Source organism: Pseudomonas sp. SG20056 (genome assembly GCF_031764535.1).
GTDB lineage: Bacteria > Pseudomonadota > Gammaproteobacteria > Pseudomonadales > Pseudomonadaceae > Aquipseudomonas.
On the sequence record NZ_CP134499.1, the window covers coordinates 344,866 to 360,735 of the forward strand.

Below are 15,870 nucleotides of genomic sequence, written 5' to 3' on the forward strand. Positions count from 1 at the left end.
ACCGCTGGGCGGGGTTTGGCCGACCTGTGCGGCTGTGTATACTGGCCGACATTTTACCGCCCCGGAACCGCACAATGCTTGCCAACTTGATTGAATTTGCCACTACCCACTATGTCCTGAGCGGTTTGTTCGCAACTCTGCTCGCGCTGCTGATCTTTACCGAAGCGCGTAAGGGCGGACAGAGCCTGAGCAGCCGCGAGCTGACTGCGCTGGTTAACAGCGAGCAAGGCGTGGTGTTGGATATTCGCGGGCAGAAGGACTTCTCCGCAGGGCATATCGTCGGCGCGCTGAATATCCCCTTTGAGAAACTCGCCAGCCGCATGGTTGAGCTGGAGAAGCATAAGGCCAAGACCCTTATCGTGGTCGACGCCATGGGCCAGCACAGCGGCGCCGTCTGCCGTGACCTGAAAAAGGCTGGCTTCACTGCGGCCAAGCTGTCTGGCGGTGTCGCCAGCTGGCGCGGTGACAATCTACCGCTGGTGAAATGAGATGCAGCCTGTCGTCATCTATTCCAGCGACTGGTGCCCGTACTGCATCCGCGCCAAGCAACTGCTGACTCATAAAGGCGTGGCCTTTAACGAGATCAAGGTTGATGGTAAGCCGGATGTGCGGGCAGAAATGACCCGCAAGGCGCGGCAGACTTCGGTGCCGCAGATCTGGATCGGCGACACCCATGTGGGTGGTTGCGATGACCTTTATGCTTTGGAGCGCGCCGGCAAGCTCGACGCGCTGCTCAAGGCTTAATTTCCTGTTTACCCGTACCTAACGACAAGAAGGCTTTGCCATGACAGAACAAGCTAGCAACGGCGCCGCTCAGGGCGAACAAAACCCGCAATTCTCCCTGCAGCGTATCTATGTACGTGACCTGTCCTTCGAAGCGCCGAAGAGCCCAGAAATCTTCCGTCAGGAGTGGGCCCCTAGCGTCGCCATGGACCTCAACACCCGTCAGAAAGCGCTGGATGGCGACTTTCACGAAGTGGTGCTGACCCTCTCGGTGACCGTGAAGACGGGCGAAGAAACCGCCTTTATCGCTGAAGTGCAGCAGGCCGGTATCTTCCTGATCAAAGGTCTGGACGCGGCTTCCATGAGCCACACCCTGGGCGCGTTCTGCCCGAATATCCTCTTCCCCTATGCCCGCGAAACCCTGGACAGCCTGGTTGTGCGTGGCTCGTTCCCGGCGCTGATGCTGGCCCCGGTGAACTTCGACGCCCTCTACGCTCAGGAGCTGCAGCGTATGCAGCAGGCTGGCGAAGCGGCAACCGCGCACTAAGGTTTGCGGCTGGAACAAAAAACGCCCTACGGGGCGTTTTTTATTGGCTCTGTTCAGCAGTCAGTGGCGCTACTGGGCGTTGGCAAACCCCTGTTGGCGCCAGGCTTCATAGACCGCCACGGCGACGGTGTTGGACAGGTTCAGGCTGCGGCAGCCTTCGCGCATCGGCAGGCGTAGGCGCTGTTCGGGCGGTAGGCTGTCGCGAATTTCCTGCGGCAGGCCGCGGCTTTCTGGCCCGAACAGAAAGGCATCGCCCGGTTGATAGCTGACTTGGTGGAACGCCTGCGAGCCCTTGGTGGTAAAGGCAAACACGCGCGGTTGGCCGATGCTCGCCAGGCAGCTGTCGAGGTCGGTGTGGCGCTGCAGGGTGGCGTATTCGTGGTAATCCAGCCCGGCGCGGCGCAGGCGTTTGTCATCCAGTTCGAAGCCCAGCGGCTCGATCAGGTGCAGGTGGCAGCCGCTGTTGGCACAGAGCCTGATAATGTTGCCGGTATTGGGCGGTATTTCCGGTTGAAAAAGGATGACGTGAAACATGCGCGGCTCCGAGCTTGAAGACGAGCAGCATTCTACAGACCCGCGCCCCCGTCCGTGGGTGCGGGTGATCGCTTCATTGGCGGTGTTTGGTTTTCTGATTGGTTTGATGATTGGCCGGCTGCTGCAGCCTGACCCGCTGTGGCTTGACCGCGTGGAGGTGACTGAACAAGGCCTTGAATTGTGGTTCAACGTCGAGCCGGTGCCGCGCGCGGAACATGCCGGTGGCGTGTTTATCCTGCGCCTGCAGAGTTTTGGTCGTCAGCAACACGGTCAGTTGCAAGTACAAGGAAAATTGGCCAATTGGCGTTTGCAGCGTGAGAGAAGGGATTTGCTACTGAGAGTGGTGGCGGCCCGTCCGTTGCGCGGCGAGTGGCGCGCTGATGAGGTGGACGGGCGTTGGCGGCTGATGGTCAGCCTGGTGGAGCAATAAAAGAGGGGAATCCCCGGCCTGCCTGTACCAAGGTCCCCAAAACTGGGATTGCTTGAGTCTATGCAGGCTGTGTGCCAGTTTTATTACGTTGGCTGCAGGGCCTGTAAATGCTGGGCTTCGGACATTTTAATGGGGGCAGGTGAGCGTGATTGGGTGGCATTCGGTGAACCGTCGCTGTGCACGTGTTCGATGCCGGTGCATTGCTCTGGCGCACTTTCGTCTATAGGTCTTTGGGTGGGCCGGCGGGACTAAGCCAATGCGCTTTGTGTTATACAGTTTGCCTGTCGGGGTGGCCTTTTGATGTCATTCATCTGCCGCGGCGTTGATCGGTACGCAGAGAGCCATGGAACATTGATCAGGCTCAGGGTCGGGTCTGAACATCTAGTCTACAGTGCGTGACAGGCTTGATTGCCTGCACTGCAACGGGTGAGGGATTGTGCAGTTGGCGTGGTTTACGAAAAAAAAGATAAAAGCCGCCAATGGTTTGCTGGGTATCGAAACCAGCCCTGAAGGTATTGCGCTGGCCCGTGTGCTGCGTGAACCTGGCCAGCCAGCGCGTCTGTTGGAATGTCAGTTCCATGAGGCTGCGAGTGCCGAGCAGCCGGCGCTGCTCAAACGCCTGGTGCATGAGCTGGGCTTTGCCGGCATGTCGGTCAACCTGCTATTGCACCCTGCTACTTACCAGATGCTGTTGCTCGACAGCCCTGATGTGCCAGCTGCCGAGCTGCGCGACGCTATGCGCTGGCGGATCAAGGAGCTGATCGCCGAGCCACTCGACAGCGTTGTCGTTGATGCTTTCAACTTGCCTGAAGATGCCTACCGTGGACGGTCGCGCATGGCCTACTGCGCTGTCCTGAACAAGGCGCGGATGCATGCCTGGAGCGACATGTGTGACGAGGCCGGATTGTGCCTGGCCAGTATCGATGTCACCGAAATGGCGTTCCGCAACCTTGGCCTGTTGGCTGGCAGCGAGGGCATGAGCCTGGCACTGCTGCGTTTGCGCTCCAGCGAAGGGCTGATCGCCGTACAGCATGGCGCTGACCTGTATATGGCGCGGCGCATCGAGCAGGGTTTGGAGCATGCGGATCAAGACTTCTCTGCCATGACCCTGGAGATCCAACGCTCCCTCGATTACTACGAAAGTCAGCTCGGCAAGGGCTACATCAACCGGCTGCTGCTGTTACCGATGAAGCGCAATGGCGCTGCAGCCCTGCAGGCACTGTCCAGCGGCCTTGCGGTCAAGCTGCAGGCGCTGGATCTGCGTGAGCTGTTTCCGGGTCAGGCCAGCGCCGAGCTGTCCGAGCAGGAGCAGGCCTACTGCATGGGCGCCGTAGGTGCAGCCCTGCGGCAGGAGGCTGGCTGATGCAGAACCTCAATCTGTTTCAGATCGAGCGCACGCAACAGCGTGGGCCGCACCGGTCGCAGATGCTGCTGGGGCTGGGCATTTTGTTGCTGCTGTGTCTGGTGCATGCCGGCTGGCAGGCTTGGCAGCTGCATCAGGGCGCGCAACTTTTGTTGGATAAACAGACGCAAGCGCAACAGGAAGAAGCCCAGCTGGAAGCGCTGCGCGGCAATTTCGTCGAGCCGCAGCTGGATGAGCGGTTACCTGAAGAGCTGACGGCTCGCGAACGCGATAACCGAGAATTGCAGCGCCTGATCGCCTACCTGCAGCTGCTCGGCAGTCAGCGTAGTGCGGGCTTTGTTGCCCCGCTGACGGCCCTGACGGAGCAACATCCGCAGACTGGCCTGTGGCTGAGTGGCATCAGTCTGAGCGAGGGTGGTCGGCAGATACGCCTGCAGGGGAGCAGTCAGGATCAGGAGCTGCTGCCGCAGTACTTGCAGCGTCTAGGGCAGAGCACGGTTTTCAGTGGTCGTGAGTTCGCCCGCTTCGACGTGCAGCGTGACGACGATGATCAGCTACTGCACTTCGACCTCTCTTCCCAGCTGAAGGATCAGGAGGCTGGTAATGAATAACTGGCTGCAGCGCTGGCACGGCATGGCCACGCGTGAGCGCTGGCTGGCCTATGGCGTCGGCCTGGGACTGCTCGGCATGCTGTATGTACTGTTGATTAGTGACCCGCTGAGCCTGCGTTTGAAGCAGCAACAGAGCAACGTGCAGCAGGCCGAGGAGCGCCGAGTTGTGGCTGTAAGCGCGCAGCAGGAATTGCAACGGCGCATCGCGGCGGATCCCAACCTGCAATACCGCAGTGCCTTGCTGGCGGCAGCCGCCAGCCGTGAGGCGTTGATTCAGCAGATTGATCAGCACACCGCCGAGCTGGTCACCCCACAGAAAATGCAGACGGTGCTGCAGGAGTTGCTGCGCAAGCAACCGCAGCTGCGTGTACTGGGCATGAGCAGTTTCACTGAGCCGGTGCAGCTGGCGCCCACCGAACCCGCTGCTGCGCCAGCGCCGGTGGACACAGCGCCGCACGCGGCAGCGGTGACGCTCTATCGGCATGGGCTGGAGCTGCAGCTGGAAGGTGGTTATTTCGACCTGCTCAACTACCTGCAGGCGGTACAGGCCAGCGGCTGGCAGCTGAACTGGGAGACTCTGGATTATCAGGTTGGTGAGGCGGGGCCGAGCAAGGCCAGTATCCGCCTGAAACTCTATACCTTGAGTCGACATGCGGGGTGGGTCGGTGTCTAGATTTCTGTTTCTTTGCCTGCTGATTAGTGGTGCCGCGCTGGCTAACCCTGGCGTCGATCCAACACAGCCGCCGCGCGACCTGTTGCCTGCCGCCGCAGCCAGTGGCGACAGCCCGCTGATATTGCAAGCCATCGTGCGTGGCGCCCAGGGCAGCCGCGCAGTGATTGGTGGACAGAACCTGCGAGTCGGCGAGCGCTATGCCGATGCTCGGGTGCTGGCCATCCATGCACAGTCCGTATTGATTGAACGCCAGGGCCAGCAACAGTTGCTGCGTCTGGCTGAACCCGTTATGCAACCGAGCCGATGATGCCCATGATCAGATTTTTGCCCAGTGTCGGCCTCTTGAGCCTGAGTTTTCTGCTTGTGGCCTGCCAGACCTTCAAGGATGGCGACGCGCAACTCTACGAGCAAAGCAGCAAGTTGCTGGACGACAGCCTCAAGCAGGCCCAGGCCGCGCCCAAAGTGATGCCGCCACTGGCCGTGCAGGCGGCGCTGATCCCGCCGTTGGGCAGTGGTTTCAGCAGCGGCCCGCGCTTTGATGTGGCGGCCAAGGACATGCCGGCGCGCGAGTTCTTCCTAAGTCTGATGGACGGCGCCGGGCAGAACCTGGTGGTGCACCCAGATGTGAGCGGCACCATCACCTTCAGCCTGCGCCGGGTCACCCTTGATGAAGTGCTGGCAGCCGTGCGCGACAGTTATGGCTATGACTTCCGCCGCACCAGCTATGGCTACCAGATTCTGCCTAATCAGGTGATTACCCGCAGTTACGACATCAACTACCTCAACCTGCAGCGCATCGGTCAGACCGATACACGGGTCAGCTCCGGGCAGGTGGAAAGCACCAATAACAACAACTCGGGCAGCGGCGCCAGCAACAGCGCCAACACCAGCGGCAACAGCAACACTGTGACCACCCTGAATGCCAGCCAGGTCAGTACCTCCAGCAATGTCGACTTCTGGAATGAAGTGCGCCAAGTGGTGGAAATGATCGTGGCCGGCGACAGCAACAGCAGCGTGATGATCAACCCGCAGGCCAGCCTGCTGGTGGTGCGCGCGCACAGCGCCGCCCAGGAGAACGTCGCGCGCTTTCTTGAACAGGCTCAGCTCAACCTGCAGCGTCAGGTGATTCTGGAAACCAAGATCCTCGAAGTGCAGCTCTCCGATGGCTTCCAGGCCGGGATCAGCTGGGATCAGCTTGGCGGCGATGTCAGCAGTAGCCTGGGCGGCGCCGCGCTGAGTGGCCCGACCGGGATCGATGGGGTATTTGGCATTGCCCTGACTCTGGGCGACTTCACCGGCTTGATCGAGCTGCTGGAAACTCAGGGTGAGGTGCGCGTGTTGTCTAGCCCGCGTATCTCTACGCTGAACAATCAGAAAGCGGTGATCAAGGTCGGGACGGACGAGTTCTTTGTCACCAACGTCTCATCCACCGGCTCCACGGCCACCGTGGGCGGGGTTACCGAGCCGACTCAGGACATCACCCTGACGCCGTTCTTCTCCGGCATCTCCCTCGACGTCACGCCGCAGATCGATCAGAACGACACCGTTACCCTGCATGTGCGGCCGACCGTCAGCCGTGTGCGTGACCAGAACAAGACCATCACCCTGGGCGAAGACAATGTCTTCAACCTGCCGCTGGCGTTGTCCACCACGCGCCAATCGGACTCCATCGTGCGCGCGCGCAGTGGCCAGGTGGTAGTGATTGGCGGCTTGCTGCAGAACAACAATGAGAACACCGATGCCAGCATTCCCTGGGCCAGCACCCTGCCGATTGTCGGCAACCTGTTCAAGCAACAGCGCAAGGCGCTGCAGCAGAGCGAGCTGGTGATTCTCATGCGGCCGCAGGTGGTCAGTGATGAGGTCTGGCTGAACGAGTTGCGCAAGAGTGCGCAAACCTTCAAGGAGCTGAGATAGGCCGATGTATGAAGCCTTCTTTGGTCTGCACGAAAAACCCTTCGCGCTGAGCCCGAATACCGGTTTTCTGGTGCAGCTGGCGCCCTATCAGGCGTGCCTCAACTTGCTGCGCGTGGCACTCGGTGAAGGCGAAGGCTTTATCAAGGTCACCGGCGAGGTGGGCACCGGTAAGACCCTGTTGTGTCGCACCTTGCTCAATGAGCTGGACGCTGAGCGCTTTCAGCTGGCCTACCTGCCTAATCCGGGTATGAGCCCGACGGGCTTGCGCCAGGCCTTGGCGCGTGAACTGGGCATTGAAGGTGTTGAAGAGCTGGATACCCAGGCGGTGCTCGAGGCATTGCATCGGCGGCTGATTGAGCTGGCCGCCGCAGGCAAAAGCACGGTGTTGCTGATTGATGAGGCCCAGGCACTGCCCACCGCCACCCTCGAAGCGTTGCGTCTGCTGACCAACCTCGAAACCGAGCGGGCCAAGCTGCTGCAGGTGGTGCTGTTTGGCCAGCCGGAGCTTGATGTAACCCTGGGCCGCCCGGAGTTCCGTCAGCTGCGTCAGCGCATTACCTTTTCCTATCAACTGCGTGCGCTGGATGTAAAAGACACCAGCCGATACCTCAATGAGCGCCTGGCGGTGGCTGGCTACCGTGGCGAGCCGCTGTTTGAAATATCGGCGGTGCGCCGTTTGGTGCAGGGTAGTGGTGGCATTCCTCGGCTGTTGAATATCCTCGCGCACAAGGCGTTGATGGCGGCGTTTGGTGAGGGCGTGCGCCAGGTGCGTGTCAGTCATGTCAAGCGCGCACAGCTGGACACTGAAGGGGCGCAACCCTTCCTGCAGCGTCGTTCGCCCTGGGTGGGCTGGGGTATGGCGGCAGGTGTGCTGTCGGTGGTTCTACTTGGCGTCTGGCCCTGGCTGGAGCAATGGCGGGAGTGGCTGCCATGAGCCTGGTCAATGACATGCTGCGCGATCTGGAAACCCGCCGCGCCGCGCCGAACGAGCGTTTGCAGCTGGATGGTCTGTACGCGGTGGATGAGCGCGCTGCTGCCTTGCGTGATCGTTATGCGCGTCTGCGCCATATCGCGATGCTGCTGGTTGCGGTGATTCTGCTCGGCGCACTGATCGCGATGGCGTATCCCCGAGTATTTAAAGGCACGCCTGAGCAGACGGTTGCCACGCTGGCCGTCGAGATGCCCGTGGCATTGCCCGCGGTACACATTCTCGATGTGCTGCCGCAGCACGATGCCCGCGGCTTGGTACTGCAGCTATTGCTGGATCGCAGCGTGGCTTACCAGCGTAACGAGGAAAGTGGGGCTGTCACGCTGCGCTTGAAGGACACCCAGCTGCCTGGCGACATACAGCAGGGGCGTGTGCAGCGTGATGGCCGCAGCCTGTCCTGGCGGGTGGAAAACAAAGAGGCGGATGTTCAGGTACTGCTGGTTGGCCTTGGCGACAGCCTGGATGTACGTGACCGCCTGGAAGTTGCCGGTGATCGCTGGATGCTCTGGGTCGAGGTGCCGCTGAATGCGCCTGTCGCTGTGGACGATACCCCCCTGGCGCTGGAAAGCCTACCTCCTGCTGAAGCCGCGCCCGCACAGGTCGAAGCGCCCATGCCGGCCTGGGTCAGCGCACCGCTGCCGGCTTCTGTGCCTGCCGCTGCGTCGCCGGCCACTCAGCCCGTTGCCCCTGCTATAACGCCGCAGGTGAAGATTGCCGCGCATCAGCCTGATGACCTGACCCTGGCGCGGCAGGCCCTGCAGGATGGCGACAACGCCCGCGCCATCAGCCTGCTGGAAGCCCTGCAGAAAACCCGCAGCCATGATCCGCAAGTGCTGCGCTGGCTGGCCCGTGCTTATCTGGCTGCTGGCGATCAGCAGCGTCTGCTCGACTGGCTCCCTGGGCAGCTTGCGCACGTGCCGGATGACAGCGAACTGCGCCTGTTGCTGGCGCGTGCGCAGCTACAGGCCGGCGATACCCGTGGCGCCGTGACGACCCTGGAACAGAGTCCACCACGCCTGGAGCAGGAACCCAATTACTTTGCTCTGCTGGCGGCCAGCTATCAGCAGACCGGGCAATGGCAGCACAGCGCCGAGTTGTATCGACGCATGCTGGCCCAGCGCCCCAACCAGGCGACCTGGCAGTTGGGCTTGGCGATTGCCCTGGAGCAGCTTGAACAACCGGCCGAAGCTGGCCGCCACTATCGTCTGGCCCTCTTGGGCTCGGACCTGGACGACAGCACTCGACGCTTCGTCAGTGAACGCGCCAAGGCGCTTGGAGGCCTTTGATGAGTCAGGATGATGTTCGCCAGCGCAAGGTGCGCCTCGGTGATCTGCTGATCCAGGCCGGCCTGATCAGCGATGCGCAGTTGCAACTGGCCTTGCAGGACCAGAAGCGTACCGGTTCCAAACTGGGGCGCACGGTGGTCGATATGGGCTTCGTCGATGAGGTGCGTCTGCTCAGCGCCTTGTCCGAGCAGATGAAGATTCCGTTTATCGACCTCAAGCATTTCAAGTTCGATCAGGAGTTGGTGCAAAAACTGCCGGAGGCCATGGCCCGGCGGTTCCGCGCGCTGGTGCTGTCACGCGAAGGCGATGGCCTGCTGGTGGGCATGTCCGACCCCCTCGATCTGTTTGCTCTGGACGAGATGGACCGCATCCTCAAGGTTCGCGTGCGTCCGGCGGTGGTCCGTGAGGCCGAGCTGCTGGCGACGCTGGATACGGTGTACCGGCGCACCAGTGAAATTGCCTCGATTGCCGGTGAGCTGGAAGGTGAACTCAAGGACAGCGACTTCGACCTGTCCAAGCTCGGTGCTGACAGCAACACCGAAGCCCCGGTTGTGCGTCTGCTGCAAACCCTGTTTGAAGATGCCGTGCAGATGAAGGCGTCCGACATCCACATCGAACCCGACGAAGGCGTGGTACGCATTCGTCAGCGCATCGACGGCGTGCTCAGCGAGCAGGTAATGAAAGAGGCGCGCGTGGCTTCTGCCCTGGTGATGCGCCTGAAGATCATGTCCGGGCTGGATATTTCCGAAAAGCGCCTGCCCCAGGATGGCCGTTTCAATATCAGGGTCAAGGGCCACAACATCGATGTGCGGGTCTCGACCATGCCCGTGCAGTACGGCGAGTCGGTGGTGATGCGTCTGCTTGATCAAACCGGCGGGGTGTCCACCCTGGAAGCCAGCGGCATGCCGCCCGACATGCTGGTGCGCTTTCGCCGCCTGCTGCAACGTCCGTTTGGCCTGGTGCTGGTGACCGGGCCGACGGGTTCGGGTAAGACCACCACGCTGTATGCCGGGCTGTCGGAGCTGAACAGCCCAGAGAAAAAGATCATCACCGTGGAAGACCCGGTGGAATACCGCCTGCCACGCATCAACCAGGTGCAGGTCAACGCCAAGATCGACCTGAGCTTTGCCCGCGTGCTGCGCGCCGCGTTGCGTCAGGATCCAGACATCGTGCTGATAGGTGAGATGCGTGACCAGGAAACCGCCGAAATCGGCCTGCGAGCGGCACTCACCGGTCACCTGGTGCTGTCGACCCTGCACACCAACGACGCCCTAACCTCGGCCATGCGCCTGATCGACATGGGGGCTGAACCCTTTCTCGTCGCCACTTCGCTGAATGCCGTATTGGCCCAGCGCCTGGTACGCCGGGTATGCGAAAACTGCATGCAGGATCACACCCCGGATGCCCGCCAACTGGTCTGGCTGGAAAGCCTCTACAAGGCTCCGCTGCTCGGGCGCAGCTTCAAGCGTGGCGCCGGGTGTCACCAGTGCCATAACACCGGTTATGCCGGCCGGGTGGGTGTCTACGAGCTGCTGGAAATGGACGACGGCATGGTCGCCGCCCTGCGCCGCAATGACCCGCAAGGCTTTGCCGAGGCCGCGCAGGCCAGCGCCAATTACCGCCCACTGGCCGCTTGCGCGCTGGATTACGCCTTGGCCGGGGTCACCAGCGTGGATGAAGTGCTGAAAGTCTGCGCCACCCTGACCGATGAAGGGGTGGCCTGATGGCGAGCATATGGCGCCAGGAGGCAGGGCGGTGAGCCTGTATCGCTTTACCGGTCGTGATGCCCAGGGCGGCAAAATCATCGGCAGCCGCGAGGCCGGTTCTGCTGACAGCCTGGCCAGTGAATTGTTGGCCGAACGCATTACCCCGCTGACCATCGAGGAGCAGGCGCAGAGCAACGACAGTGACGTGTTCGCTCAGCTCAAGGAGCGCCTGCGGCGCAAGCATGTTGACCTGGAAGAGCTGATTATCTTCTGCCGGCAGATGTACAGCCTGAGCAAAGCCGGTGTGCCGATCATCCGTGCGATTGGTGGTCTGGCCGAATCCAGCCGCAACCTTTACCTGCGCGAAGTGCTGCAGGCGGTACGCAGTGATCTGGAGGGCGGGCAGGGCATGGCCGTGGCGCTTAACGCCCATCCCAAGGTGTTCAACACCCTGTTTGTCAGCATGATCAGCGTCGGGGAAAACACCGGTCAGCTCGATCAGGCCTTTCGCCAGTTGTCGGTGTATCTGGAACTGGAGCGCGAAACCCGCAAGCGCATCAAGCAGGCCACCCGTTACCCGCTGTTCGTGCTTTCGGCCATGGCGGTGGCGCTGGTGGTGATCAACCTGTTCGTAATTCCCGCCTTCTCCAAGGTCTTTGCCCAGTTCAAGGCTGAGCTGCCCTGGGCCACGCAGATCCTGATCGGCACGTCGCAGTTCTTTCAGGATTTCTGGTGGCTGCTGGCGCTGCTGTTCGGTGGCAGTCTGTATGGTTTTTTCAAATGGATCGAGACTGATGCCGGTGCCCTGAAGTGGGACCAGATCAAACTACGCCTGCCGATTGTCGGCGGCATCTTCGAGCGGATTGCCCTGGCGCGTTTCACCCGCACCTTCGCGATGATGTACCGCGCGGGTGTGCCCTTGCTGCAGACCCTGTCGATCAACAGTGCCAGCGTGGGCAACCGCTATATCGGCCAGGCGATTCTGGCCATGCGTGAAGGCATTGAACGCGGTGAAGCCCTGACCCGCACCGCGTCTGCCAGCGGGCTGTTTACCCCGCTGGTGTTGCAGATGATGGCCGTTGGTGAGGAAACCGGCGCGCTCGACGACCTGTTTGTCGAGGTGGCGGATTTCTATGAGCAGGAAGTGGATTACGACCTCAAGCAACTGGCCGATGCCATTGAACCTATTCTGATTGTGGCCATGGGCATCATGGTGCTGGTGCTGGCGCTGGGTGTGTTTTTGCCCATGTGGGAACTGGCCTCGGCCGCCAAGGGTGGCGGTTGAAGGGCGAATACCAGCTGGCGAGCCGGATGCGCTTGGCGCGTCGGCTCGGTTGGGCGGCTACCGGCCTGATGCTGGCGGCTGTGGTGCTGGCGCTGGCCTGGCAGATCGCCCAGGTCAGCGAGCGGCGTGCGCAACAAGCCACCCGTGAGCACCTGGCCAGCAGCCTGGCGAGCCTCACGGCTGAGCAGCTGGCGCAGGACCGTTTGCTGACGCGCGGCATGTTGGTCGGTAATCCGTTCCTGTTGCTGCGCTGGCAACAGGACAACTACTGCGGCGAGCTGGCGCGTGGTGAAACGCCCACCCGTGGCTGCTGGTACTGGTTGGCTGAGCCCGGTTGGGTGCTGTACCGCTGGCGCTTCAGTGACGGATGGGCAAAAGACTCGACCGAGCTGCAGGCCTACCGGGTGCAGGCGGTTCCTCAGGCTACAGCGACAGGTGCACACTGGCGGGGCAGAGGTCTGGCCCTTGAACTTCAGGCAGTACCCCAGGCGCAAATTGCCGCGCAGGGGTTGATTGAGTAGGAGAGCGCCATGCAACACAACCGGGGTTTCACCCTGATCGAATTGGTGGTGGTCATCGTCATCCTCGGCGTGCTCGCTGCGGTGGCCTTGCCACGTTTTATCAACGTCACCAAGGATGCCCACGAAGCCGCCGTACGCGGTGCCGGCGGGGCGCTGGCCTCGGCCGTGCTGCTGGTGCGCGCGCAGTGGGAAGTCAATCGTGGCAATGGCGATGACACTACGCCCAACACCGATGTGGTCGGCTTTGGTGACGGCACGGTGGATGTAAATGCCCAGGGTTGGCCGGTCGGCACCGCCGACGTCCTCAACTGCGTGCAGGTGTGGAATGCCATCCTGCAAGGCTCGGCACCGCGCGTCGGCACGGCCTCGACCCCGGCCAACCCGGTGGATTACATCGCCTCAGCCGCCGGCGCGGTCTGCACCTACACCTACCAGCTGGATGACCTCAACGACAGCATCGTCTATGACTCCAGCAACGGCACCGTGACCACCAACTTTGATCGCACCACCCCTTAACCCCCTTTACTGCAATGAGGAAGTACCGATGAAGAAGCAACAAAGCGGTTTTACCCTGATCGAGCTGATTATGGTGATTGTGATCCTGGGCATTCTGGCGGCGTTTGCGTTGCCGAGATTTGCGGATTTGGGGTCTGATGCCCGAATTGCAACTCTTAATGGCGCCCTTGGTGCTGTGCGTTCAGCCTCAGCCATTTCCCACTCTGCATCACTAGCGCAGCCCACTGCTGCTCCAGGTGCTGGTGCAGGTGCTTGCTTAGCACTTGGTAGTGCCGCATGCGTTGATCTTGAAGGGCTCGCCATTACTATGGCAAATGGGTATCCAACTGCAGATGCAGCGGGCATTTTTGCGGCATCTCAGCTTAGTGCCGAATTTGATACCACCGGTGGTGGAGCTGCTGCTCTGGCGATTCGGCTCAGAGGTGCGCCAACGCCAGCTGACTGCTCGTTTACCTACACGGCTGCCCCAGCCAACGGGGCTCCAGTGATTGGTAATCCGGTAACAACAGGCTGCTAAGCCCATATGCGCGGCTTTACCCTGGTCGAGCTGCTGATGGTCATCGTGATCATCGGTATCCTCGCGGCTGTGGTGGGACCGCGCTTTTTTGATCGGCAGGTGTTCGATGAGCGCCTGTATTACGAGGAAGTGCTAGCCGCCGTTCGCTACGGGCAGAAGCTGGCAGTGGCTAGCGGCTGTCTGACTCAGGTCAGCCTGGGTGCTGCGGGCTACAGCGTGCGGCAGGCTGCAAGCTGCAGCAGTGGTGCCTATAGCCTGGATGTGCCAGGGCCGGATGGGCAAAGACCTTTTGCCAACAGCCAGGTACCCAGCGGCGTGAACTTGAATCCGAGTAATTTTCCTGTGGTTTTCGATTCCCTCGGTCGGCCTGTGGCAGGAGGTGCCAGCGTGGCTATCGGGTCGTTCAGCCTGGTGGTGAGCGCGGAAACCGGGATGGTGCAATGAAGCTGCAGCGCGGCATGACCCTGGTCGAGCTGGTGATCACCATTGTGGTCATCGGCATCACCGCCGCTGCACTGTACAGCGCCATGGCAGCGATTACCGGCCGTTCGGCCGATCCATTGCTGCGTCAGCAGAGCCTTTCGATAGCCGAAGCCTATCTCGAGGAAATCTTGCTGCAGGCCTATCTCGATCCTTCCAGTGGAACGGTCTGCCCGTCGGCGCCGGCGAGCCGTATCCAGTTCGACAATGTCTGTGATTACGCCGGCCTCGACGATGCCGGGGCGCGCAATGCTCAGGGTAATGCCATCGCAGCGTTAGTCGGTTATCGGGTGCAGGTCGCGATTACGCCACGGGCACTTGACGGGCTGGCCGCCAGCGATGTGCTGCATGTTGAGGTCAGTGTCCGTGATCCGGGCGGCCAGGTTTTGCGCCTGGATGGCTACAGGGCACGTTACTGATGAGCCGGTTGAAGCGAGGCATTGGGCGCTGGCGGAGTGCGCCGAGAGCGCTTGGTCGCTTGCATCGCAGCGGCGGTTTTACCCTGGTCGAACTGGTTATGGTTATCGCCCTGGCCGGCGTGGTGGCGGTGATGATCAGCACGGTGCTGTCCAACCCGCTCAGTAGTTTTGTCGACCAGAGTCGCCGCGCCGAGTTGGTCGACCAGGCTGCGGGAGCACTCAATCGCATGAGTCGGGATGTGCGCCTGGCTGTGCCCAACTCGTTACGCGTCAGCGCCGATGGCCAAGCCATGGAGCTGCTTTTAATCCATAGCGCAGCACGCTATCGGCCCAACCGCATCGGTGTAGAGGCCTTGCGCTTTAGCAGCGAAGCAGCCGGGAGCTGCGCCAGTACCACCGAGGGCGGGCTGTGCAATAGCGTGCAGGTACTGGATGCCGATCTTGACCCGAGTGGTGCGCGCTGGCTGGTTTTGTACAACACGGGGGCCGAATCGGGGGGTAATCCGGTTCCGGGCAGCAATGTGTGGGCGGCTGCTAATCCGGGAGTTATTACGCCTACCGGGGTGACCTTCGGTTTGGTGGCTTCGCCACCTGCCGGGGAGCGGCATATCAGCCTGGGTAGTCTGCCGGCTGGCGGCTTCAACTTTGCCTTTGCCTCACCTCAGCGGCGCCTGTATCTGGCCGAAACGGTGGTGGGTTACCGCTGCCAGGGTGGGCAGCTGCTGCGTTACAGCTATAACCAGTTACTTTCAAGCATCCCCAACGTGCCGCCCGCTGGCGCCAACCCGCAGCCGGTTGCTGCCCGAGTCGATTGCGCGGCCAGCCGTTTTGAGTACCAGACCGGCAGCACCCAACGCGCCGGGCTGCTGACCCTGAGTCTGAGCATCAGTCAGGACGGGGAAAACCTTCAACTGCTACAACAGGTGCATGTCGATAATGCGCCCTGATCCCTTGCTCATGCGCGCCAGCCGTGGCTTTGGCCTGGTGGCTGCGATGTTTGTGATGATCATCGTCAGTCTGGTGGTCATCGCCATGTCACGCCTGGCCTCGGTGCAGCACGGCAGTAATGCGCTGGCCATTCAGCAGGCTCGGGCCTACCAGGCGGCCAGGGCGGGCCTGGAGTGGGGGATCAGTCAGTCGGTCAATGCCGGCCTTTGTGCGTCAGGTTCGCCCAGTCTGGCTGGTAGTGGGTTGAGTGAATTCACGGTGGGTGTGGTCTGCGTTGCAAGTAATTACACCGACGCAGATGGCACGCCTATTCAGATCTTCCGTTTTACCGCCACCGCGCAAAATGGCATTCCTGGCGAACGACCGGATTATGCTTTCCGACAACTGATCGCGACGGTGGAGCGATGAA

The 15,870-nt window shown here is 61.4% G+C and carries 21 protein-coding genes; 20 read left to right on the forward strand and 1 reads right to left on the reverse strand.

What is annotated here, in order from left to right; translation table 11 throughout:
• Positions 1–74: 74 nt before the first annotated feature.
• The 3 genes from RHP75_RS01660 to secB are packed head-to-tail and all read left to right on the forward strand — an operon-like array spanning position 75 to position 1,270.
• Positions 75–488 (forward strand): rhodanese-like domain-containing protein, encoded by a 414-nt coding sequence (locus RHP75_RS01660; protein WP_311090179.1) that lies wholly within the window; start codon positions 75–77, stop codon positions 486–488.
• A gap of 1 nt (position 489) precedes the next feature.
• The gene (gene grxC / locus RHP75_RS01665) at positions 490–744 is read left to right on the forward strand and encodes a glutaredoxin 3 (RefSeq protein ID WP_090254765.1); all 255 of its coding nucleotides are present in this window, start codon (positions 490–492) and stop codon (positions 742–744) included.
• Between the two features lie 40 nt (positions 745–784).
• Entirely contained in the window at positions 785–1,270 is a 486-nt protein-coding gene (gene secB, locus RHP75_RS01670; protein WP_090254767.1) for a protein-export chaperone SecB, read from the forward strand.
• 69 nt (positions 1,271–1,339) lie between these two features.
• Here the strand turns inward: secB and trmL are convergent, their stop codons facing one another.
• On the reverse strand, positions 1,340–1,804 hold the full coding sequence (gene trmL / locus RHP75_RS01675; RefSeq protein WP_311090180.1) for a tRNA (uridine(34)/cytosine(34)/5-carboxymethylaminomethyluridine(34)-2'-O)-methyltransferase TrmL: 465 nt from the start codon (positions 1,802–1,804) through the stop codon (positions 1,340–1,342).
• Here trmL and RHP75_RS01680 point away from each other — a divergent pair.
• The 17 genes from RHP75_RS01680 to RHP75_RS01760 all read left to right on the forward strand — a co-directional run bounded on the left by RHP75_RS01680 (position 1,803) and on the right by RHP75_RS01760 (position 15,869).
• Entirely contained in the window at positions 1,803–2,234 is a 432-nt protein-coding gene (locus RHP75_RS01680) for a hypothetical protein (RefSeq protein WP_311090181.1), read from the forward strand. The genes trmL and RHP75_RS01680 overlap by 2 nt on opposite strands.
• 436 nt (positions 2,235–2,670) lie before the next feature.
• A complete protein-coding gene (locus RHP75_RS01685; protein WP_409079698.1) occupies positions 2,671–3,597 on the forward strand; it encodes an MSHA biogenesis protein MshI in 927 nt (308 codons plus the stop codon).
• The gene (locus RHP75_RS01690) at positions 3,597–4,208 is read left to right on the forward strand and encodes a PilN domain-containing protein (protein ID WP_311090183.1); all 612 of its coding nucleotides are present in this window, start codon (positions 3,597–3,599) and stop codon (positions 4,206–4,208) included. The genes RHP75_RS01685 and RHP75_RS01690 overlap by 1 nt, the downstream gene beginning before the upstream one ends.
• Positions 4,201–4,881: a type II secretion system protein GspM gene (locus RHP75_RS01695; RefSeq protein ID WP_311090184.1), complete on the forward strand. Its 681-nt coding sequence runs from the start codon at positions 4,201–4,203 to the stop codon at positions 4,879–4,881. The genes RHP75_RS01690 and RHP75_RS01695 overlap by 8 nt, the downstream gene beginning before the upstream one ends.
• Positions 4,874–5,188: a Type II secretory pathway component gene (locus RHP75_RS01700; protein ID WP_311090185.1), complete on the forward strand. Its 315-nt coding sequence runs from the start codon at positions 4,874–4,876 to the stop codon at positions 5,186–5,188. Before RHP75_RS01695 ends, RHP75_RS01700 begins: the two co-directional genes overlap by 8 nt.
• A gap of 5 nt (positions 5,189–5,193) precedes the next feature.
• The gene (locus RHP75_RS01705; protein ID WP_311090186.1) at positions 5,194–6,795 is read left to right on the forward strand and encodes a secretin N-terminal domain-containing protein; all 1,602 of its coding nucleotides are present in this window, start codon (positions 5,194–5,196) and stop codon (positions 6,793–6,795) included.
• Between the two features lie 4 nt (positions 6,796–6,799).
• Positions 6,800–7,729 carry an AAA family ATPase gene (locus tag RHP75_RS01710; RefSeq protein WP_311090187.1) on the forward strand — a complete coding sequence of 310 codons (930 nt, stop codon included), beginning with the start codon at positions 6,800–6,802 and terminating at the stop codon, positions 7,727–7,729.
• A complete protein-coding gene (locus tag RHP75_RS01715) occupies positions 7,726–9,069 on the forward strand; it encodes a tetratricopeptide repeat protein (RefSeq protein ID WP_311090188.1) in 1,344 nt (447 codons plus the stop codon). Before RHP75_RS01710 ends, RHP75_RS01715 begins: the two co-directional genes overlap by 4 nt.
• Positions 9,069–10,793: a GspE/PulE family protein gene (locus RHP75_RS01720; RefSeq protein ID WP_311090189.1), complete on the forward strand. Its 1,725-nt coding sequence runs from the start codon at positions 9,069–9,071 to the stop codon at positions 10,791–10,793. Before RHP75_RS01715 ends, RHP75_RS01720 begins: the two co-directional genes overlap by 1 nt.
• 31 nt (positions 10,794–10,824) lie before the next feature.
• Positions 10,825–12,060 carry a type II secretion system F family protein gene (locus tag RHP75_RS01725; protein ID WP_311090190.1) on the forward strand — a complete coding sequence of 412 codons (1,236 nt, stop codon included), beginning with the start codon at positions 10,825–10,827 and terminating at the stop codon, positions 12,058–12,060.
• Between the two features lie 26 nt (positions 12,061–12,086).
• On the forward strand, positions 12,087–12,581 hold the full coding sequence (locus tag RHP75_RS01730; RefSeq protein ID WP_311090191.1) for a hypothetical protein: 495 nt from the start codon (positions 12,087–12,089) through the stop codon (positions 12,579–12,581).
• A 9-nt stretch (positions 12,582–12,590) separates the two neighbouring features.
• Complete coding sequence (locus tag RHP75_RS01735; protein WP_311090192.1) at positions 12,591–13,097, forward strand: prepilin-type N-terminal cleavage/methylation domain-containing protein; 507 nt, start codon at positions 12,591–12,593, stop codon at positions 13,095–13,097.
• A 28-nt stretch (positions 13,098–13,125) separates the two neighbouring features.
• Positions 13,126–13,614, forward strand: a complete 489-nt coding sequence (locus tag RHP75_RS01740) for a type II secretion system protein (RefSeq protein ID WP_311090193.1) — start codon at positions 13,126–13,128, stop codon at positions 13,612–13,614.
• Positions 13,615–13,620: 6 nt separating this feature from the next.
• The gene (locus RHP75_RS01745; RefSeq protein ID WP_311090194.1) at positions 13,621–14,058 is read left to right on the forward strand and encodes a prepilin-type N-terminal cleavage/methylation domain-containing protein; all 438 of its coding nucleotides are present in this window, start codon (positions 13,621–13,623) and stop codon (positions 14,056–14,058) included.
• Positions 14,055–14,513 carry a type II secretion system protein gene (locus tag RHP75_RS01750; RefSeq protein WP_311090195.1) on the forward strand — a complete coding sequence of 153 codons (459 nt, stop codon included), beginning with the start codon at positions 14,055–14,057 and terminating at the stop codon, positions 14,511–14,513. The genes RHP75_RS01745 and RHP75_RS01750 overlap by 4 nt, the downstream gene beginning before the upstream one ends.
• Positions 14,514–14,572: 59 nt before the next feature.
• Positions 14,573–15,460 carry a type II secretion system protein gene (locus RHP75_RS01755; RefSeq protein ID WP_311090196.1) on the forward strand — a complete coding sequence of 296 codons (888 nt, stop codon included), beginning with the start codon at positions 14,573–14,575 and terminating at the stop codon, positions 15,458–15,460.
• On the forward strand, positions 15,450–15,869 hold the full coding sequence (locus tag RHP75_RS01760) for a hypothetical protein (protein ID WP_311090197.1): 420 nt from the start codon (positions 15,450–15,452) through the stop codon (positions 15,867–15,869). Before RHP75_RS01755 ends, RHP75_RS01760 begins: the two co-directional genes overlap by 11 nt.
• The last annotated feature ends 1 nt before the right edge of the window (position 15,870 follow it).